The sequence below is a fragment of the Kitasatospora sp. NPDC049258 genome, assembly GCF_040678895.1.
In the GTDB taxonomy this organism is placed as follows: domain Bacteria; phylum Actinomycetota; class Actinomycetes; order Streptomycetales; family Streptomycetaceae; genus Kitasatospora.
Map to the genome: position 1 here is coordinate 75265 of NZ_JBFAQT010000007.1, position 23628 is coordinate 98892.

Consider the following 23628-nt stretch of genomic DNA (forward strand, 5'->3'; position numbering starts at 1 on the left):
GAGCTGACCGCCGGCGCCGGCCGGCGGAGCCGATCGCGCGGCATCTTCCCCCGCCCTCGTTTCTTAGGTTAGGCTCACCTAAGAAACGAGGAGGACGGATGCCCCACGCCGAGAACCTGCCGACCCGCGTCGCCGACCGGGTCGAGCCCCGCCGCACCGCGCCGACGGCCGCCGAGCGCGCCCGGACGATCCTGCAGTTCGCCTCCTCCGTGGTGGTCGACGTACCGGGCATCGACCTGGTGAACCGGCCCGGCATCCCGCCGCTGGTCACCTGCGCGGGCCTGCCCGACGGCGCGGTGGCCGTGCTGGTGGAGACCTCCTCCCCGCTCTACCGGGTGGTGGCGCTGTCCCGAAACGAGGAGGTGCCCGCCGAACTGGAGGCGGTGGACGTGGCACCGGTCGCCGTCCCGCAGCGGATCCGGGCCCGGGCCCACGCGCACGGCCGGCTGACCCTGCTCCCGCCCGAGGGCACCGAGCGGATCGAGCGGATCGAGCAGCTCTTTCCCCACCGGCCGGCCGCCGGGCACGGGCTGCTGCGCCTGGAGCTCGACCACCTCGCGGTCGAGGACCTCTGGGGCTCGGACTGCTGCGTCGACCTCGCCGCCTTCGCCCGCGCCGAGCCCGACCCGGTCGCCGCCGACGAGGCCTCGCTGCTCCAGCACCTGTCCGCCGCGCACCCGGAGCAGCTGGCCCTGCTCGGCGCACGGGCGCTCGACCGCCCGAGCGGCCGGCACGCCTGGCCCGGCCCCGTCGGCGCGCTCGACAGCGTCCAGCCGGTCGCCCTCGACCGCTTCGGCCTGCGGGTGCGGCTGATCGGCACCGGCTCCGAACTGCTGGACGCCCGCTTCGAGTACCACCACCCGGTGGCCGGCCCCGAGGAGCTGCCCGAGGCGATGCACCGGCTGTTCGCGGGCCTGCGCCACCCCTGACCGGCACGCCGGCCGATGCCCCGCCTGCCCTGCGACCGGGGCCGCCGACACCTAGGGTGGAAGGGCGGGCGCCGATCTGCGAAGGGGTGCCCATGGACTCCTCGACCGGGCTGACCGGACGGCAGCGCGACTCGCTGGAACGGATCCGGCGGCGCGAGGACGCGGCCTTCCACGCCCGGGTGCCGAAGTCGCTGGCGCTGGACGCTCGGGCCCGGCGGCTGATGCCCGGCGGCGTACCGATGAGCTGGATGACCGCCTTCTACCGGACCCCGACGCTGTGGGTGTCGCACGGCAGCGGGGCGTCCTTCACCGACGTCGACGGCAACAGCTACCTGGACTTCAACGTCGGCGACATGTCGACCGTCCTCGGCTACGCCCACCCCCGGCTGACCGAGGTGATCGCCGCGCAGGCCGCCCGGGGCGTGCAGATGTTCCTGCCGGTGGAGCCGGCGCTGGCGGTCTGCGAACAGCTGCGGCTGCGCTTCGGGCTCTCGCAGTGGCAGTTCACCCTCTCCGCCAGCACCGCGAACACCGAGGCCCTGCGGGTCTCCCGGGTCGCCACCGGCCGCCCGGGCCTGCTGCTCCTCGACGGGAAGTACCACGGCCAGCTCCAGGAGACCCTCTGGGCGGACGAGGGCGCCGGCGCCGTGGTCCCGGAGGCGACCGGCCTGGGCACGCCGCCGGACGACCTCGCGGTGGTGGACTTCAACGACCTCGACGCCGCCGAGCGGGTGCTGCGCGCGAGGCGGACCGCGGCCGTGCTGGTCGAGGGGGTGCTGACCAACTGCGGCACGGTGCTGCCCGACGACGGCTTCCTGCCGGGGCTGCGCGCCTTGTGCAGCAGGTACGGCACCCTGCTGGTGGTGGACGAGACCCACACCCAGTTCGACCTGTACGGCGGCGTGGTCGCCCACTACGGCATCGCCCCCGACCTGGTCACCGGTGGCAAGGGCATCGGCGGCGGGGTGCCGATCGGCGCCTGGGGCATGACCGAGGAGCTGGCCGCGCTGGTCGGCTCGCAGCTCGGCGACGAGACCGGTGCCACGGTGGGGATCGCGCTGGGCGGCACGCTGTTCGCCAACGCCCTGTCGCTCGCCTGCACCGAGGTCGTGCTGAGCGAGCTGATGACGCCGGCCGAGCACGACCGGATCGCCCGGCTGGGCGGCCGCCTGGCCGACGGTATCGAGACCGCCGCGCGCGCCCACCAACTCCCTTGGCGCGCCCACCGGTTCGGTGCCCGGTCCGGCTACTGCCCGGGCCCCGAGCTGCCGCGGAACGCGCGGGAGGCGCACCGCGACTTCGACCCGCTCTTCTCGGACACCCGCCGGGTCTACTTCGCCAACCGGGGCGTGTGGGAGGCCATCTCCTCCGCCGGTCCGCACGCGGGCTTCGCCCACGACGAGGCCGACATCGACACCTACCTCGGCCTGCTCGACGATCTCCTGGACGAGATGTGCGGGTGAGCCCCGGCACCGGTCAGTCCGGGCCGCCCCCGCGGAGCGGGCCGATCACCGAGAACAGCGCGCCCTCCGGATCGCACAGCCGGGCCACCCGCCCGTACGGGGTGTCCGACGGGTCGCCCACCACCTTGCCGCCCAGCTCGACGGCCTGCCGGACCGCCGACTCGGTGTCGGCCACCGCGAAGAACACCTCCCAGTGCGGGCCGAGGCCAGGCTCCGCCCCGCGCAGCGCGGCCACACTCCGGCCCTCCACCCGCAGCACCACCCGCTCGTGCTCGTAGCGCACCTCGAAGTGCGCCGGATCCCGGCCGTCCCACCGGAAGACCTCGCCGTAGAACAGCGCCGCCGCGAACGGGTCGGGGGTGCGCAGTTCGAGCCAGGACGGTGTCCCCGGCTTCGCCATCCAGCTCTCGGCGGCCGGCTCGCCCTCCCAGATGCCGAAGGCCGCCCCGGCGGTGTCCGAGGCCAGGATGATCCGGCCGGCGTCGAAGGCCAGCGGGCCCACCGCGACCGTGCCGCCGCGCTCCCGGACGCCGTCGGCGGCCTGGTCCGCGCTCTCGGTGCCGATGATGGTCGTCCAGGCGACCGGGACGTCCCAGTCGCCGCCGAGGGCGCCGATGCCGGCCACCTCGATGCCGTCCACCACGGCCCGCAGGTAGGGCCCCCAGCGGTCGGGGCCGGCCTCGAAACTCCAGCCGAGCAGCGGTCCGTAGAACGCCTGCGCGAGGTCGAGGTCCCTGGCCGTCAGGCTGACAAAGCACGGCGCCCCCGGGACACAGCGCACCCTGACCGTCTTCTCGCCCATCGGATCACCCATTCGGAGCTGCTCCTTCCGGTCCTGCCGAGCTCAGCCTAGGGCGTGTCCGACAATTCGGGCCGGATTGCGCGTGCGGCCCGGCCGGGTGACTCCGGCGTGGCCTTGGCGGCGGCCGGGCCCGGTCTCGGGTGTGATGGGCGGTCGGAGCAACGGGGTAGGGAGCCGAGATGGACACCTCATACGTCATCCTGGGCGCGAGCCTGGCCGGGGCGAAAGCCGCCGAAGCGCTGCGCGCGGAGGGCTTCGACGGCCCCGTCGTGCTGATCGGCGACGAGACCGAGCGGCCCTACGAGCGGCCGCCGCTCTCCAAGGGCTACCTGCTGGGCGGCACCGAGCGGGAGAAGATCTTCGTCCATCCGGCCGGCTGGTACGCCGAGCACGGGGTGGAGCTGCGGCTCGGCACCGCGGCCACCGCGATCGACCCGCAGGCCCGCACGGTGACCCTGGCCGACGGCAGCCGGCTCGGCTGGTCGAAGCTGCTGCTGGCCACCGGCTCCTCGCCGCGCCGGCTCCCGGTGCCGGGCGGCGACCGGGAGGCGGTACGGCACCTGCGCCGGGTCGGGGACAGCGACCGGCTGCGGGAGGACTTCCGCCCCGGCGCGCGGATCGCGATCATCGGTGCGGGGTGGATCGGCCTGGAGGCCGCCGCGGCCGCCCGGGCGGCCGGCGCGCAGGTGACGGTGCTGGAGGCCGCGGAGCTGCCGCTGCTGCGGGTGCTCGGGCGCGAGGTCGCCCAGGTCTTCGCCGACCTGCACCGGGCGCACGGTGTGGACCTGCGCTTCGGTGTCCAGGTCGCGGAGCTCACCGACCAGGGGGTGCGGCTGGCCGACGGCGCCCTGGTGCCGGCCGACACCGTCCTGGTCGGCGTCGGTATCAGCCCGAACACCGCGCTCGCCGAGGCGGCCGGGCTGAGCGTCGACAACGGTGTGCGCACCGACGAGCACCTGCGCACCTCGCATCCCGACATCTTCGCGGCCGGCGACGTCGCCAACGCCTTCCACCCGCTCTACGGCAAGCCGATCCGGGTCGAGCACTGGGCCAACGCGGTCAACCAGCCCAAGGTGGCGGCGCTGTCGATGCTCGGCCGGGAGGCCGTGTACGACCGGGTGCCGTACTTCTTCACCGACCAGTACGACCTCGGGATGGAGTACACCGGCTACGCCGAGCCGGGCGGCTACGACCGGGTGGTCTTCCGCGGGGACGTCGCCGCCCGTGAGTTCATCGCCTTCTGGCTGGCCGACGGCCAGGTGGTGGCCGGGATGAACGTCAACGTCTGGGACGTCACCGACCCGATCCGCGAGCTGGTCCGCTCGGGCCGCCGGATCGACCCGGAGAAGCTGACCAACGGCCGGGTCCCGCTGGCGGATCTGCTCTGAACACCCGGGCCCCACCCGGTTGTCGGTGCCGTGCCCTAGGGTGCTGTCACTGATCCTGGGAGGGGGCCCGGATGGGCAGCAGACTGATCCCGCCGGCCGGTCCGGCCCGGCGGCTGGCCGCCGCCCAGCTGACCAACGCGCTGGGGGACGGCGCGTTCCTGGTCTGCTCCGCGCTGTACTTCACCCGGGTGGTGGGGCTGACGCCGACCCGGATCGGCTTCGGGCTGACCCTCGGCTGGGCGATCGGCGCGCTGGCCGGGGTGCCGCTCGGCCACCTCGCCGACCGGCGCGGCCCGCGCGGGGTCGCCGCCCTGCTGGCGGTGGCCACGGCCGGCTCGGTCGGGGTGTTCCTGGTGGCCCGCTCGTACCCGGTCTTCCTGGCCGGCGCCGTGCTGTACGCCTGCGCGCAGTGCGGCCTCTCGGCGGCCCGGCAGGCGCTGCTGGCGGCGCTGGTGCCACCCGCGGAGCGGACCACGGCCCGGGCCCACCTCCAGTCGACGGTGAACGCCGGGCTGGCCGTCGGCGCCGCCCTCGGCGGCGTGGCCCTGCACTACGACACCCGGGCCGCCTACCTGGCGGTGCTGGCCGTGGACGCGCTCAGCTTCCTGGTCGCCGCCGCCTTGCTGCGCCGGCTGCCCGCCACCGCCCCGGCCCCGGCCGGCACCGGCGGCGGGCCCCGGCTGGCCGTGCTGCGTGACCGGCCGTACGCGGTGGTGGCGCTGGTCAACGCGGTGCTGCTGCTCTACATGCCGCTGCTCTCGCTGATCCTGCCGCTGTGGATCGTGCAGCGGACCACCGCCCCGGACTGGACGGCGGCGGCGCTGCTGGTGCTCAACACGGTGAGCGTGGTGCTGTTCCAGGTCCGGGTGGCCGGCCGGGTGGACGGGCTGGGCACCGCGGCCCGGTACGTGCGACACGCGGGCCTGGTGCTGGCCGTGTCCTGCGCCGGCTTCGCGGTGTCCGGCTCCGGCGGGGCGGCGTGGGCGGCCGCCGGGGTGCTGCTGGCCTCGGCCGCGCTCCAGGTGGTCGGCGAGATGCTGCTCGCCTCGGGCTCCTGGGAGATCGGCTTCGGGCTGGCCCCGGCCGATCGGCAGGGCCAGTACCAGGGGTTCTTCGGCAGCGGGGTGGCGGTGGCCAGGACGATCGGCCCGCTGCTGCTGACCACGGTGGTCCTCGGGTGGGGCGCGCCGGGCTGGCTGCTGCTGGGCGGGGTGTTCGCGCTGGCGGGGGCCGCGATGCGGCCCGCCGTGCGGTGGGCCGAGCGGTCCCGGGCGGTCATGGCCCCCGGCCGCCCCGTCGCGGGCACGGCGGCCGGGGGCCGGCTGGAGCAGCCTCACATCAGCGGGTAGTCCGGGGCCGTCACGTTCGACTTGAGCTCCTCGTGCGCCTTGGTGAGCAGCTGCATGGCGAGATCGTTCAGCGCGCGGGCCCCGGCCACCTCCTCACCGACCCTGAGCTGTGGAGCGTCCGCGTGGTGCCGGGTGCTGTAGCCGTGCGAGCGGACTTCGGTACCGTCCGCGAGGCGGACCATGGCCACCGCCTTGGTGCGGTCGCCCTCCTCCTGGAACTCCATCTCGATGTGCCAACCGACCAGGGTTCTCATCGCAGCACCTCCTGGGTGTGCCGTTCCGCGCTCACTGCGGCGACCGTCCGGCCCCGGCCGGGTCGCAGTCCTCCCGGCCGGTGTCCGCGTGCACCGTCTTGGCGGGCCGCTCGGGGCCACCGGGCACCACCCGCTGGGGGCGACCGCAGCGGGGACAGACCAACGGGCTCTTCGACATGGCATCCGCCCACACGACGACGGCCGCAGGCCGGCCGGGCGCGCATGGCCTCCTCCACCTCTCAGTGTGCGCCGAGGGGGCCGCCCAGGGCCCTGTTGAACACGTTCAATTCTGCGCGTAGAGTCTCCGCCGGGGCGAGTCCGGGCCCGGTGACGAAGGAGCAGCAGCGATGACCGCGAAGCCGTTCAGCTACCCCGAGGTCGGCGCGGCCACCCGCCCCGGGCCGCTCCCCGCCGGGTACCACCACCTGCGCCACCGGGTGCTGATCGGCCACGGCCGGGACGTGCTGGAGGCCGCCGGCGCCGCCGTCACCGACTGGCGGATGCACCGCGCGGCGGGCGTCCAGGTCTACTCCCCCGCCGTCCGGGCCGAGGCGGGAGCCCGGGTGCACTGCGCGATCGGCGCCGGGCCGCTGCGGATCACCGCACCGTGCCGGGTGGTGTGGGCCGCCCACGAGCCGGACCGGATCGGCTTCTCGTACGGCACCCTCGCCGGCCATCCCGAGTGCGGCGAGGAGGCCTTCGTGGTGGAGCTGGACCAGGCGCTCGGGGTCTGGTTCTCGGTCACCGCCTTCAGCCGCCCGGGCCGCTGGTACACCCGGCTCGCCGGCCCGGTGGTGCCGCTCCTGCAGCGGCGGTTCGCCCGCCACTACGGCCGGGCGCTGCGCCGCGTCCTCGCGGGGTAGTCCGGCCCGGCGGTGCCGGTGCCAGACTTGGAGGTGAGCAGCGGAGGTCGCCATGGGGATCTACACCGAGCAGGTCGTGCCACGACTGGTGAACGTCGCCTGCGGGATGAAGGAGTCCAGGCCGCTGCGGCGCCGGGTGTGCGCGGGGCTGCGCGGTGAGGTGCTGGAGATCGGCTTCGGCTCGGGGCTCAACGTCCCCTACTACCCGCCGGCCGTCACGCGGGTGGACGCGGTCGAACCCTCCGACGTGGGGTGGCGGCTGGCGGGCAAGCGGCTCGCGGCGACGCCCGTCCTGGTCCAGCGCGCGGGGCTGGACGGCCAGTCGCTGCCGTTCGCCGACGACACCTACGACGCCGCGCTCTCCACCTGGACGCTGTGCACCATCCCGGACGCCGGCGCCGCCCTGCGCGAGGTCCGGCGGGTGCTCAAGCCCGGCGGCACGCTGCACTTCGTCGAGCACGGCCTGGCCCCGGACGAGGACGTCCGCCGCTGGCAGCACCGCCTGGACCCGCTGGAGGTGCGGGTCTTCGCCGGCTGCCACCTGACCCGCCCGATCGTCGGCCTGCTGACCGACGCCGGCTTCACCATCGCCGAACTCGACGTCTTCTACGAGAAGGGCGCCCCGAAGCCGATGGGCGCCGACTCCCTCGGCATCGCGGTGGCGCCGTAGATCGGGCCGGTGGTCCCTCGCCGGTCAGATCTTGGTGGGGACGGACACCAGGAGCTGCTGGCCGTCCAGCGTCCGGACCTCGAAGTGGTCGATCTCGGAGGGCTGGAGGGCCGCGCCGCCGGAGGTCTGCAGGGCGGCGTCGCTGCCGTAGCCGGCCGGTGGGACGGACCAGCTGGTGACGGTCTGGCGCTCACCGCCGCGGGAGACGGCGATCAGGTCGCACTGCTTGGGGCCGGCCACGTTGGACAGCGCCAGGCTGACCTGGCTCCCCCACTTCTTGCCGGTCACCCCGACCGTGGCGGACACCCCGGTGGCCGGGTCGGTGGCGCTGAACTGCTGGGTGGCCACGGCGGCGGGCTTGGGGTCCTGGGCGGTGGCCGCCAGCGTCACGGCCGGTCCGCCGACCACCAGCACGGCCGCGGCCGCGACCAGCACCAGCCGCCGGGTGCGGCTGCGCCGCCGGGCCGCCGCGACCTCGTCCACCAGGCGGCCGAGCAGGTGGTCGCTCGGCTGCTCCAGGACCGGTCCGGCTTCCGCGAGTTCGGCCAGCAGCGGCTCCAGGCCGCCGAGCTCGCCGACCTCCCCGGCGCAGCGCGGGCAACCGGCCAGGTGCGCCTCGAACCGCAGCCGGTCGGCCGGGTCGAGGACGCCGAGGACGTACGCGCCGACGTCGAGGTGCTCGTCCTGATACGACGTCACGGTGTCACTCCTCGCTCCTCCAGCGCGATCTTCAGCGCGCGCAGGGCGTAGAAGATCCGGGACCGGACTGTGCCTGCCGGGATGCCGAGTTCGGCTGCCGCCTCATTGACCGTACAGCCTTTCAGATAGGTGGCGACGATGACCTCGCGATGGGCGTGGCTGAGGTCGTCGAGCGCATCGGAGATGGTCATCAATCGCAGCGCCTTTTCGAGTTCGTCCTCGGCGGGCAGCAGTTCGAGCGGTGACGGGTCCACCTCGCGCGGGCGGGCCAGACTGCTGCGGTGACCGTCGATCACGATCCGCCGGGCGACGGTCACCAGCCAGGGCCGGACCGATCCGTGGTCCACGTCCAGGCGGTGGATGTTGCGCCAGGCCCGGACCAGGGTCTCCTGCACGACGTCCTCCGCCCGCTGCCGATCGCCCGCGACCAGCCGCAGCACGAAGCCGAACAGAGGGCCGGCGTGGTCGCGGTACAGCGTCCGCATCAGCTCCTCGTCCGGCCCCGGGCCCGTCGGCGGGCCGCCGCCGGAGCGGTGTCCGGCGGCGCGGGGAAGGTCGGTCACGGTGCCATCCTTGCGCACCCGTTGCCTCCAGGTCGAGACGGGCCCCCGAGAGGGCGGATTCCGTCGGTCGCTACCGGCGGCCGCCTCAAGTCGGCGGCCGGATCTGTCGATACCCACATCGGGTGCGGCGCGGGCGCCCGCGCCGCACCCGTCCCGCCCGGTCAGTAGCCGTAGCCGCTGTCGCTGGGGCTCGGGCCGGCCGGGGTGGCGCCCGCCTTGGCGCCGGTCGGGGCGGCCGCGAACCAGGTGCCGCCGACGCCCTGGCCCTTGGTGTCGCCGGGCTTGGTGTCGGGGGCGTAGCGGTACAGCGGCCAGCCGTTCAGGGTGAGCTGCTTGCTGCCGTCGGCCCGGGTGACGGTGCCGACCAGCTTGCTGTCGATGCCCTTGAGCTGGGGGTTGTCGGTGGCGGGAGCGGGCGGCCAGGTGGTCGCGCAGCCGCCGTTGCAGTTCGACATGGGCGGCTTGGCGGTGTCCTTGTCGAAGCGGTACAGGGTGTAGCCGTTGCCGTCGGTGACGATCGTGCCGAGGGTGCCGGAGCTGGTGGTCTGCAGCGCGGGCTTGCCGTTGTCGGCGGTGGCCGGGCTCTGCGCGGCTCCGGCCTGAGCACCGGACTGGGCGCCCGACTGGGCTCCGGACTGGGCCGCCGGGGCGGACGAACCGGCCGGGTCGGTGTCGGAGTCGCAGGCGGTGACGAGCACCAGCGCGGCGACGGAGGCGGCGGCGAAAGCGGCGGCGCGGCTGAACTTGGGCATGGCGGATCCCCCACATGGCGTGTGTCGGTTGATTGTTCGGGTGGCTTCGACGGCCCCCGCGAGCGCCGTCCGGCACCCGCTCATCCAGGGATACGAGCGTTTCGGGGTGCGTGTTCAACGTGGCGGAAAGTTTTTTCGGAATAGACCGGGCAGGCTGTCCGTTGACGCGACCGAGTCACTACCGAAGGGCAGGGAGAAACCGATGAGCACGGTCGAACTGACCAAGGACAACTTCGACGAGCTGGTCCAAGGGGCCGAGGGCAAGGAGTTCGTCCTCATCGACTTCTGGGCGGGCTGGTGCGGCCCCTGCCGGATGTTCGCGCCGGTGTACGAGCGTGCGGCCGAGCGGCACTCCGACCTGACCTTCGCGAAGGTGGACACCGAGGCGCAGCAGGAGCTGGCGGCGGCCTTCGACATCCAGTCGATCCCGACCCTGGCGATCATCCGTGAGGGCGTGCTGGTGTTCTCCCAGGCCGGTGCGCTGCCGGAGCCGGCCCTGGAGGACCTGATCGCGCAGGCCCGCAAGCTGGACATGGCCGAGGTGCACGCCAACGTGGCGGAGCAGAAGGCGCAGGCCCAGGCGCAGGGCTGAGCGCTCCCCCGAGCGGTGGGGGCCGGGACGAGCCGGCCCCCACCGGCATGTCCGGGCCCGGCCGCCGTGTCAGGCCGAGCGGGCCGCCCGGGCCGCCAGGCCGTCCAGCAGCAGCCGCAGGGCCAGCTCGAAGCCGCGCTCGTCCAGCCCGGGGCCGCGGGCGGCGGAGGCCTCCAGTGCCCCCGCGAGGGCGGGGTGGCGCGGGCGGTAGGAGCCGCTGTCCCGGGTGAAGCCGGCGCTGAAGGTCTCCAGGGCCGAGCCGAGCACCAGGTAGTCCAGGGCGGCGGCGGCCTCCGCCGCGTCGGCGGGGGCGAGTCCGGCCCGGCCGAGCGCGGCCAGCAGGGAGTCGTAGGTGAGCAGCTGGCGGCCGGCCTCGACCCGGCGGCGGGCGAGCAGCGCAATGGTGTTGGGGTGCCGCAGGAAGACCGCGCGGTAGCCGCGGGCGTACCCGGCGAGGCCCTCCCAGCGGTCGGCGCGTTCCAACGGGGTGAGGTCGATCTCCTCGTTGACCAGTTCCGCCAGCGCGTCCAGCAGCTCGTCGCGGCCCGCCAGGTGGTTGTAGAGGGAGGCGGCCTTCACCCCGAGGCGGTCGGCCAGGGCCCGCATGGTGAGGCCCTCGGCACCGCTGCCGTCGATCAGCTCCAGCGCGGCCCGGGCGATGATCTCCCTGCTCAGCAGCGCCCTGCTCGGTCGCCCCACGCTCCCCCGCCCTTCCTGTCCGGCGTCGGCGGCCGCCGCCGACGCGGTCACGTTACAGCTGGTGTCGACCCCTTCCCTCCTCGGCGGCCAGGGGCTACCGTCCCCGACTAACAAAGTTAGTTTTCGTCGACGGCAAGGTGGCCCGGACATGACCGAGAACCCCCCGAGAGCACACGCCCCCGCCGCGGTGGCCGACAGCGACCAGCTCGCGGCGCTCGGCTACCGGCAGGAGCTACGGCGCAGCCTGGGCGTGCTCGGTAACATCTCGATGGGCTTCGCCGTGGTCTCCCCGGTGGTCGGCCTCTATGCGGTGGCCCAGGTCGGCATGGGGGTCTTCGGCGGTGCCTGGGTGTGGGCGCTGCCGATCTGCCTGCTCGGGCAGCTGCTGGTGGTCTGCGTCTACTCCGAGCTGGCCTCGCAGTGGCCGCTGGCCGGCGGCGCGTACCAGTGGAGCCGGCGGCTGGCCCCGCCCTCGTTCGCCTGGATGACCGGCTGGATGTGGCAGTTCGCGGTGATGTTCGCCAACACCACCGTGGCCTACCTGGCCGCGCCCTGGTTCTTCGCGCTGTTCGGCGCCACCCCCACCCCGGCCCGGCTGGTGCTGGCGGCCGCCGCCTTCCTGCTGGCCTGCACGCTGGTCAACGCCTACGGCATCAACCTGCTGCGCCGCATCGTCTCGCTCGGCATCGCCGCCGAGGCCGTCGCCTCGGTGCTGGTGGGGCTGGCGCTGCTGCTGTTCTACCGGCAGCACGGGATCGGCGTGCTGACCGACACCCTGGATGCCCCCGCCACCACCGGCACCGGCGGCCTGATGGCTTTCCTCGCCGTGGTCGCGGTCGGCGGCTGGGCCTTCATCGGCTTCGACGCCTGCGTCTCCACCGCCGAGGAGACCAAGGACGCCGCCCGCCAGGTGCCGCGGGCCATGCGGTGGGCGCTGCTCAGCGTGGGCGCGGTGGTGATCCTGAACGCCGTCTCGGTGGTGCTCGCCCACCCGGACCCGGCCGCCGTGGTCGCCGGGACCGACCTCGACCCGGTGACCACCGCCGTCACCACCGGCTTCGGCGACTGGTCCGCCAAGCCGTTCGTGCTGGTCGTGCTGGTCAGCTTCACCGCCTGCCTGATGGCCTCGCAGGGCGGCGCCGCCCGCGGCCTCTACTCGCTCGCCCGGGACGGCGTCTTCCCGTTCGCCGGCAAGGTCCGCCGGGTCAACCGGCACCGGGCCCCGATCGGCGGCCTGGTGGCGGCCACCCTGATCAGCGCCGCGGCGCTGCCGCTGGGTCTGGAGTCGACCGCGATCGGCAGCCTGATCACCTTCGGCACCGCCGCCACCTTCCTGCCGTTCTTCCTGCTCAGCCTGGCCGCGCTGATCGCCCGCCTGCGCGGCACCTGGCGCCCCGGCGGCGCGGTCTCGTACGGGCGTTGGGGCACCCCGCTGAACGCCCTCGCCGTGCTGTGGACCGGTCTGGAGGTGCTCAACATCTGCTGGCCGCGCGCCGTCCTGGCCCCACCCGGCGCGCCTTGGTACCAGGTCTGGGCCGCCCTGCTCGGCACCGGCGTGGTCACCCTGCTCGGCATCGGCTACCTGCTGCTGCGCCGCCCGCAACGCCTGATGCGCGGCCCCGTCCCGGACCGGTCGGACACCGGCGAACTCGCCCCCGCGGTGCTCTGACCGCCACCGAGCGACGGCCCGGCCCCGGAGCGACACACCGGCGGCGGGCACTGGCCACGGCACCGCCCCCCGGCAGAGGATGGGGCGGTGCCGTGTCCGACGTCGAGGGAGAACCATGTCCGAACAGGCCGATGAGTACGACGTGGTGGTCCTCGGGGGCGGGCCGACCGGCGAGAACCTCGCCGACCGGACGGCCGCGGCGGGGCTGCGCACCGTGCTGGTGGAGAGCGAACTGGTCGGCGGCGAGTGCTCGTACTGGGCCTGCATGCCGAGCAAGGCGCTGCTGCGCCCGGGCTCCGCGCTCGCGCACGCCCGCGCGCTGCCCGGGGTGCCCGCCGAAGGGCGGTTGGACCAGGCCGCGGTGCTGGCCCGCCGGGACGCGTTCACCTCGCACTGGAAGGACGACGGCCAGGTCGACTGGCTGCGCGGCGCCGGCATCGACCTGGTGCGCGGTCACGGGCGGCTGGCCGGCGAGCGCAAGGTCCGGGTCGGCGACCGGGTGCTGACCGCACGTCACGCGGTCGCGGTCTGCACCGGCAGCCGCGCCGTCCTGCCGGAGGTGCCCGGGCTGGCCGGGGCGAAGCCGTGGACCAGCCGCGACGCCACCAGCGCCGAGCGGGCGCCGGGCCGGCTCGCGGTGGTCGGCGGCGGCGTGGTGGCGGTGGAGATGGCGACCGCCTGGCGCTCGCTGGGCTCCGAGGTGGTGCTGCTGGTGCGCGGCGCGCGGCTGCTGGACCGGATGGAGCCGTTCGCCGGCGAACTGGTGGCGGACGGGCTGCGCGCGGCCGGCGTGGACGTCCGACTGGGCACCGAGGTCGGCGAGGTGCGCCGAGCGGACGGCGGCCCGGTCGAGCTGCTGCTCGCCGGCGGCGGTGCGATCACCGCCGACGAGGTGCTGTACGCCACCGGGCGCGCCCCGCGGACCGAGGACATCGGCCTGGAGACGGTCGGCCTCGCGGCCGGGAGCTGGCTCGCGGTGGACGACAGCTGCCGGGTCACCGAGGTGCCCGGCGGCTGGCTGTACGCGGCGGGGGACGTCAACCACCGCGCCCTGCTGACCCACCAGGGCAAGTACCAGGCCCGGATCAGCGGCGCCGCGATCGCCGCCCGGGCCCGCGGTGAGCAGGCGGACACCGGCCGCTGGGGCGCGCACGCCGCCAGCGCCGACACCGCCGGACCTCCGCAGGTGGTGTTCACCGAGCCGGAGGCCGCCTCGGTCGGCCTGACCGTCGCGCAGGCCCGGCAGCGCGGGCTGAACGTGCGGGCGGTCGACCACGACCTCGGCCAGGTGGCCGGCGCCTCGCTGTACGCCGACGGCTACACCGGCCGGGCCCGGGTGGTGTTCGACCAGGACCGTTCGGTGGTGGTCGGCGCCACCTTCGTCGGCCCCGCGGTCGCCGAGCTGCTGCACTCGGCGACCGTGGCCGTGGTCGGCGAGGTGCCGATCGACCGGCTCTGGCACGCCGTGCCCTCCTACCCGACCATCAGCGAGGTCTGGCTCCGGCTGCTGGAGGGCTGCCGGGACGGCCGGTAGCCGCGTCAGCCGATGGCGATCGCGGCGTCCATCTCCCACTGGAGCACCTCGGCGCCCTCGGGGCCGGCGGTCACCCGCTGGCCCTCGGCGCCGGTGATCCGCGCCGCGTCGCCCTGGGCCAGCAGCCCCGCGCCCTCCACCGAGACCTCGCCGCGCGCCACGTAGAGGTGGACGAACGGCGCGGTGGCCAGCTCCAGCGTCTCGCCGGGGCGGACCCGGGCGACGTGCAGCGCGGCGTGCTTCTGCCGGATGCCGATCGCCCGCTGCGCGGAGTGCTTGCCCATCCCGGACGCCAGCGTGGTCCAACCGCCCTGGGCGAGCTGGTCGTTGATGTCCAGCTGCTCGTAGCCGGGCACGGTGCCGGCCGCGTCCGGGATGGTCCACATCTGGATGAACCTGACCGGGTCGCGGTGCTCCGGCTGCCCGTCGATGGTCCAGGAGTCGTTCTTCTCGCTGTGCAGGATGCCGGTACCGGCGCTCATCCGCTGGGCCAGGCCCGGGTAGACGATGCCGTTGTGGCCCTCGGAGTCCTGGTGCACCAGGGCGCCGTCCAGCACCCAGGTGATGATCTCCATGTCCCGGTGCGGGTGGGTGTCGAAGCCGGTGCCCGGCGCGACCACGTCGTCGTTGGAGACCAGCAGCAGCCCGAAGTGGGTGTTGGCCGGGTCCCAGTGGTTGGAGAACGAGAAGGAGTGGTGGGAGTCCAGCCACCCCGTCCGGGTGTGGAAGCGCTCGTCGGCGCGGCGCAGGTCGATCGTGGCAGCCATGGTCGGCATCTCCTCCGGTGCGGGACCGTTCTTGTTGAATCCTAAACCACCTCGGGGTGCCGGTCCATTCCCGGCGCGGTGGCGTGCGGCCCGCCGCGGCCCGGAGCAGACTGGCGCCGGGGGTCCTCCGAGACCGGGTAGGTGGGTTCGCCATGACCGAGGTGCTGCTGGCCGTCGGCACGCAGAAGGGCCTCTTCCTGGGGCGCAGCGGCGATCGGCGGGAGTGGGCCTTCACCGGGCCGCACTTCCCGATGAACGCCGTGTACTCGCTGGCGATCGACCGGCGCGAGGAGCGGGTGCGGCTGCTCGCGGGCGCCGACTCCAGCCACTGGGGGCCCTCGGTCTGGTGGTCCGACGACCTGGGGGCGAGCTGGCAGGAGCCGCCCCGGCCCGCGGTCCGCTTCCCCGAGCACACCGGGACCTCGCTGGAGCGGGTCTGGGCCCTGGAACCGGCGGGCGCGGAGGCGCCCGGGGTGGTCTACGCGGGCACCCAGCCGGCCGCCCTGTTCCGCTCCACCGACCGCGGCGAGAGCTTCGAGCTGGTCGACGCGCTCTGGGAGCACCCGCAGCGCGCCGAGTGGGCCGCCGGCTTCGGCGGCCAGGGCCTGCACACCGTCCTCACCGACCCGCGCGACCCGGCCAGGGTCACCGTGGCGGTCTCCACCGGCGGCGTCTACCGGACCGCCGACGGCGGGCGGAGCTGGCAGCCGTCCAACACCGGGATCAGGGCCGAGTTCCTGCCCGACCCGGCGCCGGAGTTCGGCCAGTGCGTGCACAAGGTCGCCGCCGACCCCGGCGACCACGACCGCTTCTACCTGCAGAACCACGGCGGGGTCTACCGCAGCGACGACGGCGGCGGCAGCTGGCGCCCGATCGAGGACGGCCTGCCCGCCACCTTCGGCTTCGGCCTCGCCACCCACCCACGCCGCCCCGGCACCGCCTACCTCTTCCCGCTCGACGCGGATTACGCCCGGCTGCCGGCCGGCCACCGCTGCCGGGTCTACCGCACCCAGGACGGCGGCGAGAGCTGGCACCCGCTCTCCACCGGCCTGCCCGGCGGCGCACACTACGGCGTGGTGCTGCGGGACGCGCTGTGCACCGACGACGCCGAACCGGGCGGCGTCTACTTCGGCAACCGCAACGGCGAGGTGTACGGCTCGGCGGACGACGGCGAGAGCTGGCGACTGCTCACCTCGCACCTGCCGGACGTGCTCTGCGTCCGGGCCGCCGTGATCCCCTGAGCCGCCCCGGCTCCCCGCCCCCGGCGCCCTGCGGCGCGCGGTCGACGGCGCACCACACCACCCCGCCGCCCCGGGTGGTGTGCCCGAACCGGTCCGCCAGCGCCAGCAGGGGCAGCACCGCCGCCAGCCGATCCGAGTCCTGCGGCACGGGCAGCGACAGCAGGTAGCCGGCCGGCCCGGCGACCAGCCGCACCCGGGCGCCCGCCGCCAGGGCCAGCCGCCGGGCCAGCCCGTGGGCCCGGCGGGCCGCGGCGAGGCGCCGCCTCACGCCGGCTCCCGCAGGTCGGGACCGCCCGCCGGGCCGACCTGGTCCGGCTCGGTGGTCCACTCGACGCCGCCGCCCGGCGGCCGCAGGTACAGCCGCCCCCCGTGGACGTCCATCAGCACACCGACCCGATCGGACCGGTGGTCCCGGACCAGCTCACCCGGCCTCGGCCCCGACCGCTCCGGCCCGCCACTCTCGCCCACCGTCATGACTGACTCCTCTGTGTAGTCGTTCCGCTACAGAGCATGACGGTACGGCGGTAGCATCGGAGCGACTTCAACTCGACAGACCGCACTGTTGAATCGGAGGCAGGCGTGAACATCCGGGAGGTCGACCCCTCCACCTCGCCCCTGGCCGCCTTCGGCGTCCAGCTGCGCAGGTTCCGCACCGCACGGCGACTGACCCAGGACCAGCTCGGACGGCACGTCAACTACTCCGGTGCGTACGTGTCCTGCGTCGAGCGCGCGGACCGCGTGCCCTCGGCGAAGTTCGCGGCGCTGGCGGACGGCGTCCTGGAGACCGGCGGGACGCTCGCGTTGATGTGGTGGCACCTCGGGCACGAGTCACTGATCGACGGCTTCCCGGAGTTCGCCCAGCAGGAGGCGGTGGCGACCGAACTCCGCCTGTTCGAACTCGCGGTGATCCCGGGCCTGCTCCAGACCGAGCGGTACGCCACCGCGCTGGTGTCGGCCGCCATGCTGCGCGGCAGCATCAGTCAGGAGCAGGCGGCCGAGCGCATCGCCTTTCGGCTGGCGCGGCAGCGCCTGCTGACTCGAACGCCGGCTCCGCTGCTGCACGTTGTCCTGGACGAGAGCGCGCTCTGCCGGACGGTCGGCGGGCCCCAGGTCATGGCCGAGCAGCTCGGCCGGCTCGAACGCCTCGCGCAGCGACCGGGCGTCGTCATCCAGGTGGCGCCGTTCGCCCTGGGCGAGCGGGTCCCGTTCACCCTGCCGGTCACGCTGCTGACACTCCGGGACGGGACGAACATCGGCTACACCGAGACGCTGCAACGCGGCTTCCTGGATCGCGATGTCGAAACGGTCGCGGAGTGGACCAAGGGCTACGATCAGCTCCAGGTTGACGCACTGCCCCAACCCGATTCCCTGGCGATGATCCGCGCGAGACGGAAGGAACTGTGCAACATGGCCGAGACCCCTGGGACGAACGGCGCCGCCTGGCTCAAGTCCAGCTACAGCAACGGCGGCGGCCAGTGCATCGAGATCGCCCCCGGGCACCCCGGCGTCGTGCCCGTCCGCGACTCCAAGGACCCGTCCGGGCCGGTGCTCCGGATGGACCGCCGGGCCTGGGCCGCGTTCGTCGCGGCCGCCGCCGACGGCGAGTTCGGCGAGGTCTGAGCCACGCCGGCGGCCTGTCAGCGCAGCTCGCCCTCCAGCAGCCCCATCAGGTACTGGTCGTGCCACCGGCCGTCCCGGCGGAACACCTGCCGCAGGCGGCCCTCCTCCACGAAGCCGAGCTTGCGGTAGATGTGCCGGGCCGGCTCGTTCTCGGCGACGACGGTGAGCTGGATCCGGTGCAGCCGCATCTGCTCGAAGCCGTACCGGCACATGGTGCGCATCGCGTCGGTGCCGTAGCCGCCGCCCCAGTAGTCCTTCTCCCCCAGGTAGATGTCGATCTCGGCGATGCCGGTCTCCGGCTCCGCGCCGTGCAGCCGGACCAGCCCGATCAGGCGGCCGTCGGCCTTGGCCTCGACGCCGTAAAGGACGTCCCCGTACCCGTTGCGCTCGCGGCCCTCGATGGCCTTGACCACGTTCGCCAGGGTCTGCCGGTAGCCGTCCTGCATCCACCGCATCACCTCCGGGTCGCTGTTCCAGCGCCACAGCGCCTCGGCGTCCGCCGGTTCCATCGGGCGCAGTCGGATCAGCTCTCCGGGTATCACGGTCATCTCCTACGGGCTATCGGGTGGGGTGCGGCGGACCCCGGATTCCTAGCAGCCGCCGCGCCCCGCCCTCAACCCGATATCCCGCCCCCGACTACTCGCCGGACCGGCGCGCGTCCCGCTCCGCGGCCTCGGCGAGGCTCTTGATCGTCGCCAGCCGGCGGTCCCAGTCGGCCGCGAGCCCGGCCATCCAGCGGGCGGTCGAGTCCAGGGCCGCGGGCCGTACCGCGTACCGCACCTCGCGGCCGACCCGACCGCCGGTGACCAGCCCCGCGGCATCCAGCACGGCGAGGTGTTTGACCACCGCCTGCCGGGTGACGGGCAGTTGTTCGGCGAGCGCGGTCGCGGTGGCCTCGCCCCGGTCGGCGAGCAGGTCGAGCAGCTGACGCCGGGTCGGGTCGGCCAGGGCGGCCAGGACGCCGTCGACCCCCGCACCGGCGCCGGGGCGTTCGTCGGTCACGCGGCCTGCTGTTCGACGCGCTTCTTGAACGCGTCGAGCACCTGGGGCCAGCCGCCGGTGTTGTCCTCGACGGCCTTGCTCCGCAGCGCCTCGGAGCCGGCCAGCGCCGCGAAGCCGCTCTCGACCACGCGCAGCCTGGTCCCGCCGCCCTCCGCGGTCAGCGTGAACTCCACCAGGGTGCTGTTGTCCTCCCGCAGCTCCTCGCCGGGGAAGGCGCTGGCCCATCGGTACGCCAGGTACGTCGGCGGTTCGACCTTCTCCACCCGCACCGGGAACTCGCCGTACTCGGGGTTCTTCACCACCGTCGACCCGCCCTCCGTGGCCACGGTGCCGGCCACGCTCGCCGGGTCGGCCACCCAGAAGCCGGGTTCGGCCACCAGGGACCAGACCCGCTCCAGGGGCGCCTCGATCAGGGTCTCGCGCTCGATCCGGTCCTCGCTCATGGCGTGCTCCTTCGTCGCTGCGGACTTTGAGTGCAACTCCAGGGTTGCACGTCATTACCTCAGAAGCAACCGCAGAGTTGCGCGTGTCGCGGTGCGCCGGGTCGATCTCGGCCCAGGAGAACACCGCCCGGTGGCCGTCCGCGCCGGTGACGGTGAGCAGGAACCCCAGGCGCTGCTCGCGGCCGGTGAAGTCGATCCGCGGGCCGGCCGCGCGCAGCACGTCCCAGAGCTTGGGCCCCTCGAAACCGTGCCGCCGGAGGCCGCCGCCCAGGCAGTCGAAGCTGACCTCGACCCGGTGGGCGGGGAGCTCGCGCAGCTCGGCGACGGTCAGCCGCAGCGGCGCGTCCAGGCAGCCGCTCAGCTGCACCGCGGCCGCTCGGTGGGGCGCTCCGACGGGCGTGCTCATGGGCCTTCCCTCCCGGGCCGCACCGCGCGGGCGGCCCGGGAGGGGTGGTACCCGCGCCGAACCGCAGATACCCCACATGTAGGCACATCTTCACCGGTGGATGCCATGAAGAAAGTCCCTTGGTCCTCGCATTCGCGGCTCGCTCCCCGGCGATGCCCCGATTCAAGCAGGAGCACAACTGGCCGGACGACTGGGGCCGGACACCAGGTCGGGGGCCTCGCCCTGGGTGATCGAACAGGAGCTCAGCACCCGGTCTCGCCTTGCATTTACGATGCCTGTGCGCACCCGCCCCTCGCTTTCGCGATGGGACCGTGGGACGGGCCCCGCGCGGAGCACAAGGAGCGAGACATGATCGTCGGAGACCTGCTGGAGCTGGACGGCCTGCACATCGGTGTCGCCTGGGCCACCCCGGAACTGCTGGGCCGCCAGGTCACCGGGGTGACCTCCACCGACCTTCAGGACCCCGCCCGCTACCTGCAGCCCGGCGAACTGGTGCTGACCGGGCTGGTCTGGTGGCACCCCGGCGACGAGGCCGCAGCAGTCCGCTTCGCCACCTCGCTGCGCAGCGCCGAGGTGGCCGCCCTGCTCGCCGGCGAGGGCACCCACGGCACGGTGCCGAAGGCCCTGGTGAGCGCCTGCCGCACGCACGGCATCCCGCTGCTGTCGGTGCCCTCCGGGACCAGCTTCCGCGCGGTCACCGACCGGATCTACCTGCGCCTGTGGGGCGACCTCCAGGCCAGGTCGCAGGGGGTGGCCGCGGTGCCGGAGGCGGTCCGGCGGGAGCTGGTCGGGCTGATGCACTCGAACGCGCCGCTGACCGGGCTGCTCGCGCACGCGGTGGCCCGGCTCGGACTGCCCGACTGCTCGGTGCTGACCGGCGGCGGCCGGGTGCTGGCCGCCTCCGCGGAGGGCACCGGCACCCGGGGCGCCGTCCCGGTCGGCCCGCCCGGCGATTCCCCGTTCGACGGCTGGGTGCTCCAGCCGCACACCGAGCCCACCCCGGCGGCGGCCACCGTGCTGCACGGCCTGGCCGAGCTGTTGGCGCCGCTCGCCACCAGGGCCCGGGCCACCGCCGCCGCCCAGCGCCGGACCGCGGCCCGGATCCTCGACCTGCTCGACCAGGACGGGCCCGGCCTGGCCGACACCCTGCTCGCCTGCGGCCTGCCGGAGGGGCAGCCGCTGACCCCGGTCACCGCCCGGGTCGAGGGCGGCTCGACGGTCTGGGCGGCGGCGGCGCTGGCGGACGCCCTGCACCGGCTCGACGTCCCGTTCGCAGCGGCCCCCTACGGCGGGAGCGGCGCGGCCGATGCGGTGGGCACGGCGGGTGCGGTGAGCGCGGCGGGTGCGGTGAGCGCGGCGGACGGGGTCGGGCCGGGGGTCGGCGCGGTGGGGGCGGTGGGCCTGGTGGCCGCGCCGGCCGCCCAGGTCACCGCCGCGCTGCGGGCTGCCTGGCCGGGCATGCAGGCCAGACTGACGGCCCGCCGGCTGCTGCGGGCCGGGGTGGGGCCGAGCGTCCGGCCGGAGGCCGGGGCGCTGCGCGGGGCGCTGGTCCAGGCCGGGTACGCGCTGGACTCGCGGGTCGGCGGGGCGGTCGGCAGCAGCGGCGAACTCGGCTCGCTGGCGGCCCTGTTGCGGGGCATCCCGGCGGAGGTGACGGCCGCCTTCCACACCCGGCTGCTGGCCCCGCTGGCCGAGCACGACCGGCAGAACGGCGTCTCCCTGCTCGGCACCCTCGGGACCTTCCTGGACCACGACGGCTCGTGGTCGCGCACCGCCGAGGCGCTGCACATCCACGTCAACACGGTGCACTACCGGATCCGCCGGATCGAGGAGCTCACCGGCCGCAGCCTGGCCCGCCTGGAGGACCGGCTGGATCTGCGGGCGGCGCTGCTCTGCGCCCCGCAGCAGGCGGCGGCGCGCTGACCCCAGCGGCTCAGACCGGCTCCTCCAGGCCGGCCAGCAGGGCGGCGATGTCCAGCCCGACGGCGAGGTACTGCTCGAACACCGTGTTGTTGAGCGCCCAGGGTGAGCGGTGGCGCCTGATCGACTCGACCGCCGCCGCCGTGTCGAGGCCGAGCAGCCGTAAGGTCTGGGCGACCACCAGCCCGGAGCGGTTGTAGCCGGCGTGGCAGCGCACCAGCACCGTCCGCCCGTCCCGTACGGCGCGCGCGGCCAGTTCGGCCAGCTCGCAGACCCGCGCCAACTCGCGGGAGCACAGCGGCGCGTCGGGCAGCTCGGCGACGTGGTGCTCGACCCCGGGGGCGGGCCCGTGGCCCGGGCGGGTGAAGAGGCTGACCACCAGGTCGAACTCGTCGTCCACCACGACGGATTGCATCTCACCCGCGGGGTCGAACCAGTAGTGACCGCCCATCCACAGCCCGGCCCGGATCTCGCTCCACGGGGCCCGGGGCGGCTCGATGTCGTACTCGCGCTGCCGTGTCCTCATGCGCCACTCCCGTTCGCTCGGCCGCACGGTCAACGGCCGCCGCCCGGACGGGGTTCCGGTACGGCGGTGGGGGCGGGCCGGGAGGCCGGTGATCGGGGGCCGGGGTCAGCCGTCACTGCCGCGCAGGTGGTCGCTGACCGTGCCGAGGCTGTCGGCGACGGCGGCCAGCTGCTCGGGGGTGAGGATGTCGATCAGCGCCTCGCGGACGGCGGCGACGTGGCCCGGCGCGGCGGCGCGCAGCGTCCGCCAGCCCTCGTCGGTGATCTCGGCGAAGACACCCCGGACATCGCTGGCGCAGGAGCGGCGCGCGACCAGCCCGGCCTTCTCCAGCTGGGTGACCTGGTAGGTGAGGCCGCTCTTGGAGGTGACCAGCCGGTCGGCGAGGTCGGTCATCCGCAGCGCGCCGTCCGGGGCCGCGGAGAGCTGGACCAGGATCTCGTACTGGGTGTGCGAGAGCCCCGCGTCCTCCTTGAGCTGGCGCTCCACGTGGCGGGCGACCAGGTTGCTGGCCGCGACGAACCCGCGCCAGGCGGCCATCTCGCGCTCGTCCAGCCATCGGGGTTGGTCCAGGGGTCGGTCCATGGGTGCATGGTACCCCTGTTGTTCAAATTCGAACTCAGGTGTACCTTCGACAGCGTGAGGTTCAAATTTGAACCATCCTGTCGACCGGAACCCGAGGAGCCCCGGACATGAGCACCGCCGCCACCGCCGGGCGCATGCCCGCGCTCTACCTCTCGCACGGCGCCCCGCCGCTCGCCGACGACCCGGTCTGGCCCGGCCAGCTGGCCGCCTGGTCCGCCGAGCTGCCCCGGCCGCGGGCCGTCCTGATGGTGTCCGCCCACTGGGAGGAGGCACCGCTCGCACTCGGCGCCACCACCACCGTTCCGCTCGTGTACGACTTCTGGGGCTTCCCCGAGCGGTACTACCGGGTCGACTACGCCGCTCCCGGCGAGCCCGGGCTGGCCGACGACGTCCGCAAGCTGCTGCGCACCGCCGGCACCCCCGTGCAGGACATCCCGGACCGGGGCCTGGACCACGGCGCGTACGTGCCGCTGGTCGAGATGTTCCCGGCGGCCGACATCCCGGTGCTGCAGATCTCGCTGCCCACGCTGGATCCGCAGCGGCTGATGGAGATCGGCCGCCGGCTGGCCCCGCTGCGGGACCAAGGCGTCCTGATCGTCGGCAGCGGGTTCTTCACCCACAACCTGCGCGCGCTCAGCATGACCGGGGAGGTCTCCTCGGTGATGGCGGAGTTCGACGACTGGGGCCGGCGCGCGCTCGCCGCACAGGACCTGGACGCCCTGCTCGACTTCGAGCACAAGGCACCCGCCGGCCGGCTCGCCCACCCCCGGACCGAACACTTCGCCCCGCTCTTCGTCACCCTCGGCGCGGGCGAGGCCGACCTCGGCAGCCAGCGGAGCGTGATCGACGGCTTCTGGATGGGCCTCGCCAAACGCTCGATCCAGCTCGGCTGAGC

At 74.4% G+C, this 23628-nt stretch carries 27 protein-coding genes; 13 read left to right on the top strand and 14 right to left on the bottom strand.

Translation table 11 applies throughout. The features are described 5' to 3' along the window. Nucleotides 1–98: 98 nt before the first annotated feature. Nucleotides 99–929, top strand: coding sequence for a hypothetical protein (locus AB0K43_RS08715; protein WP_363637275.1), 831 nt, complete (start codon nucleotides 99–101; stop codon nucleotides 927–929). A 92-nt stretch (nucleotides 930–1021) separates the two neighbouring features. Further along, nucleotides 1022–2392 (top strand): aminotransferase class III-fold pyridoxal phosphate-dependent enzyme, encoded by a 1371-nt coding sequence (locus AB0K43_RS08720; protein WP_363637277.1) that lies wholly within the window; start codon nucleotides 1022–1024, stop codon nucleotides 2390–2392. Nucleotides 2393–2405: 13 nt separating this feature from the next. Here the strand turns inward: AB0K43_RS08720 and AB0K43_RS08725 are convergent, their stop codons facing one another. Next, nucleotides 2406–3206 (bottom strand): VOC family protein, encoded by an 801-nt coding sequence (locus AB0K43_RS08725; protein WP_363637279.1) that lies wholly within the window; start codon nucleotides 3204–3206, stop codon nucleotides 2406–2408. 167 nt (nucleotides 3207–3373) lie between these two features. Here AB0K43_RS08725 and AB0K43_RS08730 point away from each other — a divergent pair, with 167 nt between their 5' ends. Both AB0K43_RS08730 and AB0K43_RS08735 read left to right on the top strand, forming a co-directional pair. Further along, on the top strand, nucleotides 3374–4582 hold the full coding sequence (locus AB0K43_RS08730; protein WP_363637281.1) for an FAD-dependent oxidoreductase: 1209 nt from the start codon (nucleotides 3374–3376) through the stop codon (nucleotides 4580–4582). A 71-nt stretch (nucleotides 4583–4653) separates the two neighbouring features. Next, nucleotides 4654–5931, top strand: coding sequence for an MFS transporter (locus AB0K43_RS08735; RefSeq protein ID WP_363637283.1), 1278 nt, complete (start codon nucleotides 4654–4656; stop codon nucleotides 5929–5931). Here the strand turns inward: AB0K43_RS08735 and AB0K43_RS08740 are convergent. Next, nucleotides 5916–6185 (bottom strand): DUF1876 domain-containing protein, encoded by a 270-nt coding sequence (locus tag AB0K43_RS08740; protein ID WP_363637285.1) that lies wholly within the window; start codon nucleotides 6183–6185, stop codon nucleotides 5916–5918. The genes AB0K43_RS08735 and AB0K43_RS08740 overlap by 16 nt on opposite strands. Nucleotides 6186–6532: 347 nt before the next feature. On the opposite strand from AB0K43_RS08740, the gene AB0K43_RS08745 reads away from it, so the two are divergent. Continuing rightward, nucleotides 6533–7048 carry a DUF1990 domain-containing protein gene (locus AB0K43_RS08745; protein WP_363637287.1) on the top strand — a complete coding sequence of 172 codons (516 nt, stop codon included), beginning with the start codon at nucleotides 6533–6535 and terminating at the stop codon, nucleotides 7046–7048. A 52-nt stretch (nucleotides 7049–7100) separates the two neighbouring features. Further along, a complete protein-coding gene (locus AB0K43_RS08750) occupies nucleotides 7101–7718 on the top strand; it encodes a methyltransferase domain-containing protein (RefSeq protein ID WP_363637289.1) in 618 nt (205 codons plus the stop codon). A 24-nt stretch (nucleotides 7719–7742) separates the two neighbouring features. Here the strand turns inward: AB0K43_RS08750 and AB0K43_RS08755 are convergent, their stop codons facing one another. The 3 genes from AB0K43_RS08755 to AB0K43_RS08765 form a co-directional block, all read right to left on the bottom strand. Next, nucleotides 7743–8417, bottom strand: coding sequence for a zf-HC2 domain-containing protein (locus tag AB0K43_RS08755; RefSeq protein WP_363637291.1), 675 nt, complete (start codon nucleotides 8415–8417; stop codon nucleotides 7743–7745). Next, nucleotides 8414–8998 (bottom strand): sigma-70 family RNA polymerase sigma factor, encoded by a 585-nt coding sequence (locus AB0K43_RS08760; RefSeq protein WP_363637293.1) that lies wholly within the window; start codon nucleotides 8996–8998, stop codon nucleotides 8414–8416. Before AB0K43_RS08760 ends, AB0K43_RS08755 begins: the two co-directional genes overlap by 4 nt. 143 nt (nucleotides 8999–9141) lie before the next feature. Continuing rightward, nucleotides 9142–9732 (bottom strand): hypothetical protein, encoded by a 591-nt coding sequence (locus AB0K43_RS08765; RefSeq protein WP_363637295.1) that lies wholly within the window; start codon nucleotides 9730–9732, stop codon nucleotides 9142–9144. Nucleotides 9733–9934: 202 nt separating this feature from the next. Here AB0K43_RS08765 and trxA point away from each other — a divergent pair, with 202 nt between their 5' ends. Beyond that, on the top strand, nucleotides 9935–10324 hold the full coding sequence (trxA, locus tag AB0K43_RS08770; protein ID WP_363637297.1) for a thioredoxin: 390 nt from the start codon (nucleotides 9935–9937) through the stop codon (nucleotides 10322–10324). A gap of 69 nt (nucleotides 10325–10393) precedes the next feature. On the opposite strand, the gene AB0K43_RS08775 is transcribed toward trxA, so the two are convergent. Continuing rightward, complete coding sequence (locus AB0K43_RS08775; RefSeq protein ID WP_363637299.1) at nucleotides 10394–11023, bottom strand: TetR/AcrR family transcriptional regulator C-terminal domain-containing protein; 630 nt, start codon at nucleotides 11021–11023, stop codon at nucleotides 10394–10396. 148 nt (nucleotides 11024–11171) lie between these two features. On the opposite strand from AB0K43_RS08775, the gene AB0K43_RS08780 reads away from it, so the two are divergent. Together AB0K43_RS08780 and AB0K43_RS08785 are read left to right on the top strand one after the other, a co-directional pair. Next, a complete protein-coding gene (locus AB0K43_RS08780; protein ID WP_363637301.1) occupies nucleotides 11172–12692 on the top strand; it encodes an APC family permease in 1521 nt (506 codons plus the stop codon). Between the two features lie 115 nt (nucleotides 12693–12807). Continuing rightward, on the top strand, nucleotides 12808–14226 hold the full coding sequence (locus AB0K43_RS08785) for an NAD(P)/FAD-dependent oxidoreductase (RefSeq protein WP_363637303.1): 1419 nt from the start codon (nucleotides 12808–12810) through the stop codon (nucleotides 14224–14226). Between the two features lie 5 nt (nucleotides 14227–14231). Here AB0K43_RS08785 and AB0K43_RS08790 read toward each other — a convergent pair whose 3' ends face one another. Next, nucleotides 14232–14993, bottom strand: a complete 762-nt coding sequence (locus AB0K43_RS08790; RefSeq protein WP_363637305.1) for a pirin family protein — start codon at nucleotides 14991–14993, stop codon at nucleotides 14232–14234. A 152-nt stretch (nucleotides 14994–15145) separates the two neighbouring features. On the opposite strand from AB0K43_RS08790, the gene AB0K43_RS08795 reads away from it, so the two are divergent. Beyond that, nucleotides 15146–16234, top strand: coding sequence for an exo-alpha-sialidase (locus AB0K43_RS08795; protein ID WP_363637307.1), 1089 nt, complete (start codon nucleotides 15146–15148; stop codon nucleotides 16232–16234). Here AB0K43_RS08795 and AB0K43_RS08800 read toward each other — a convergent pair. Together AB0K43_RS08800 and AB0K43_RS08805 are read right to left on the bottom strand one after the other, a co-directional pair. Next, nucleotides 16182–16502 carry a hypothetical protein gene (locus AB0K43_RS08800; RefSeq protein WP_363637309.1) on the bottom strand — a complete coding sequence of 107 codons (321 nt, stop codon included), beginning with the start codon at nucleotides 16500–16502 and terminating at the stop codon, nucleotides 16182–16184. The genes AB0K43_RS08795 and AB0K43_RS08800 overlap by 53 nt on opposite strands. After that, on the bottom strand, nucleotides 16499–16708 hold the full coding sequence (locus AB0K43_RS08805; protein WP_363637311.1) for a hypothetical protein: 210 nt from the start codon (nucleotides 16706–16708) through the stop codon (nucleotides 16499–16501). Before AB0K43_RS08805 ends, AB0K43_RS08800 begins: the two co-directional genes overlap by 4 nt. A 105-nt stretch (nucleotides 16709–16813) precedes the next feature. On the opposite strand from AB0K43_RS08805, the gene AB0K43_RS08810 reads away from it, so the two are divergent. After that, nucleotides 16814–17854 (top strand): Scr1 family TA system antitoxin-like transcriptional regulator, encoded by a 1041-nt coding sequence (locus tag AB0K43_RS08810; protein ID WP_363637313.1) that lies wholly within the window; start codon nucleotides 16814–16816, stop codon nucleotides 17852–17854. Between the two features lie 17 nt (nucleotides 17855–17871). Here the strand turns inward: AB0K43_RS08810 and AB0K43_RS08815 are convergent, their stop codons facing one another. The 3 genes from AB0K43_RS08815 to AB0K43_RS08825 form a co-directional block, all read right to left on the bottom strand. Further along, entirely contained in the window at nucleotides 17872–18402 is a 531-nt protein-coding gene (locus AB0K43_RS08815; RefSeq protein WP_363637315.1) for a GNAT family N-acetyltransferase, read from the bottom strand. An 88-nt stretch (nucleotides 18403–18490) separates the two neighbouring features. Further along, complete coding sequence (locus AB0K43_RS08820) at nucleotides 18491–18856, bottom strand: metalloregulator ArsR/SmtB family transcription factor (protein WP_363637317.1); 366 nt, start codon at nucleotides 18854–18856, stop codon at nucleotides 18491–18493. Further along, nucleotides 18853–19299: an SRPBCC domain-containing protein gene (locus AB0K43_RS08825; protein ID WP_363637321.1), complete on the bottom strand. Its 447-nt coding sequence runs from the start codon at nucleotides 19297–19299 to the stop codon at nucleotides 18853–18855. The genes AB0K43_RS08820 and AB0K43_RS08825 overlap by 4 nt, the downstream gene beginning before the upstream one ends. Nucleotides 19300–20053: 754 nt before the next feature. Between AB0K43_RS08825 and AB0K43_RS08830 the strand changes: the two genes are divergently transcribed. Further along, on the top strand, nucleotides 20054–21628 hold the full coding sequence (locus tag AB0K43_RS08830) for a PucR family transcriptional regulator (RefSeq protein ID WP_363637323.1): 1575 nt from the start codon (nucleotides 20054–20056) through the stop codon (nucleotides 21626–21628). 10 nt (nucleotides 21629–21638) lie between these two features. Here the strand turns inward: AB0K43_RS08830 and AB0K43_RS08835 are convergent, their stop codons facing one another. Both AB0K43_RS08835 and AB0K43_RS08840 read right to left on the bottom strand, forming a co-directional pair. Next, on the bottom strand, nucleotides 21639–22151 hold the full coding sequence (locus AB0K43_RS08835; RefSeq protein ID WP_363637325.1) for a protein phosphatase: 513 nt from the start codon (nucleotides 22149–22151) through the stop codon (nucleotides 21639–21641). 105 nt (nucleotides 22152–22256) lie between these two features. Then, nucleotides 22257–22721 carry a MarR family transcriptional regulator gene (locus AB0K43_RS08840; protein ID WP_363637528.1) on the bottom strand — a complete coding sequence of 155 codons (465 nt, stop codon included), beginning with the start codon at nucleotides 22719–22721 and terminating at the stop codon, nucleotides 22257–22259. Between the two features lie 119 nt (nucleotides 22722–22840). Here AB0K43_RS08840 and AB0K43_RS08845 point away from each other — a divergent pair, with 119 nt between their 5' ends. After that, a complete protein-coding gene (locus AB0K43_RS08845) occupies nucleotides 22841–23626 on the top strand; it encodes a class III extradiol ring-cleavage dioxygenase (RefSeq protein WP_363637327.1) in 786 nt (261 codons plus the stop codon). Nucleotides 23627–23628: the final 2 nt, after the last annotated feature.

Excerpts from the sequence above, each read along its gene's own strand:
- AB0K43_RS08715 (WP_363637275.1), top strand. The coding sequence starts at position 99 with ATGCCCCACGCCGAGAACCTGCCGACCCGCGTCGCCGACCGGGTCGAG.
- AB0K43_RS08720 (WP_363637277.1), top strand. The coding sequence starts at position 1,022 with ATGGACTCCTCGACCGGGCTGACCGGACGGCAGCGCGACTCGCTGGAA.
- AB0K43_RS08725 (WP_363637279.1), bottom strand. The coding sequence starts at position 3,206 with ATGGGTGATCCGATGGGCGAGAAGACGGTCAGGGTGCGCTGTGTCCCG.
- AB0K43_RS08730 (WP_363637281.1), top strand. The coding sequence starts at position 3,374 with ATGGACACCTCATACGTCATCCTGGGCGCGAGCCTGGCCGGGGCGAAA.
- AB0K43_RS08735 (WP_363637283.1), top strand. The coding sequence starts at position 4,654 with ATGGGCAGCAGACTGATCCCGCCGGCCGGTCCGGCCCGGCGGCTGGCC.
- AB0K43_RS08740 (WP_363637285.1), bottom strand. The coding sequence starts at position 6,185 with ATGAGAACCCTGGTCGGTTGGCACATCGAGATGGAGTTCCAGGAGGAG.
- AB0K43_RS08745 (WP_363637287.1), top strand. The coding sequence starts at position 6,533 with ATGACCGCGAAGCCGTTCAGCTACCCCGAGGTCGGCGCGGCCACCCGC.
- AB0K43_RS08750 (WP_363637289.1), top strand. The coding sequence starts at position 7,101 with ATGGGGATCTACACCGAGCAGGTCGTGCCACGACTGGTGAACGTCGCC.
- AB0K43_RS08765 (WP_363637295.1), bottom strand. The coding sequence starts at position 9,732 with ATGCCCAAGTTCAGCCGCGCCGCCGCTTTCGCCGCCGCCTCCGTCGCC.
- trxA (WP_363637297.1), top strand. The coding sequence starts at position 9,935 with ATGAGCACGGTCGAACTGACCAAGGACAACTTCGACGAGCTGGTCCAA.
- AB0K43_RS08780 (WP_363637301.1), top strand. The coding sequence starts at position 11,172 with ATGACCGAGAACCCCCCGAGAGCACACGCCCCCGCCGCGGTGGCCGAC.
- AB0K43_RS08785 (WP_363637303.1), top strand. The coding sequence starts at position 12,808 with ATGTCCGAACAGGCCGATGAGTACGACGTGGTGGTCCTCGGGGGCGGG.
- AB0K43_RS08790 (WP_363637305.1), bottom strand. The coding sequence starts at position 14,993 with ATGGCTGCCACGATCGACCTGCGCCGCGCCGACGAGCGCTTCCACACC.
- AB0K43_RS08795 (WP_363637307.1), top strand. The coding sequence starts at position 15,146 with ATGACCGAGGTGCTGCTGGCCGTCGGCACGCAGAAGGGCCTCTTCCTG.
- AB0K43_RS08805 (WP_363637311.1), bottom strand. The coding sequence starts at position 16,708 with ATGACGGTGGGCGAGAGTGGCGGGCCGGAGCGGTCGGGGCCGAGGCCG.
- AB0K43_RS08815 (WP_363637315.1), bottom strand. The coding sequence starts at position 18,402 with ATGACCGTGATACCCGGAGAGCTGATCCGACTGCGCCCGATGGAACCG.
- AB0K43_RS08825 (WP_363637321.1), bottom strand. The coding sequence starts at position 19,299 with ATGAGCGAGGACCGGATCGAGCGCGAGACCCTGATCGAGGCGCCCCTG.
- AB0K43_RS08830 (WP_363637323.1), top strand. The coding sequence starts at position 20,054 with ATGATCGTCGGAGACCTGCTGGAGCTGGACGGCCTGCACATCGGTGTC.
- AB0K43_RS08835 (WP_363637325.1), bottom strand. The coding sequence starts at position 22,151 with ATGAGGACACGGCAGCGCGAGTACGACATCGAGCCGCCCCGGGCCCCG.
- AB0K43_RS08845 (WP_363637327.1), top strand. The coding sequence starts at position 22,841 with ATGAGCACCGCCGCCACCGCCGGGCGCATGCCCGCGCTCTACCTCTCG.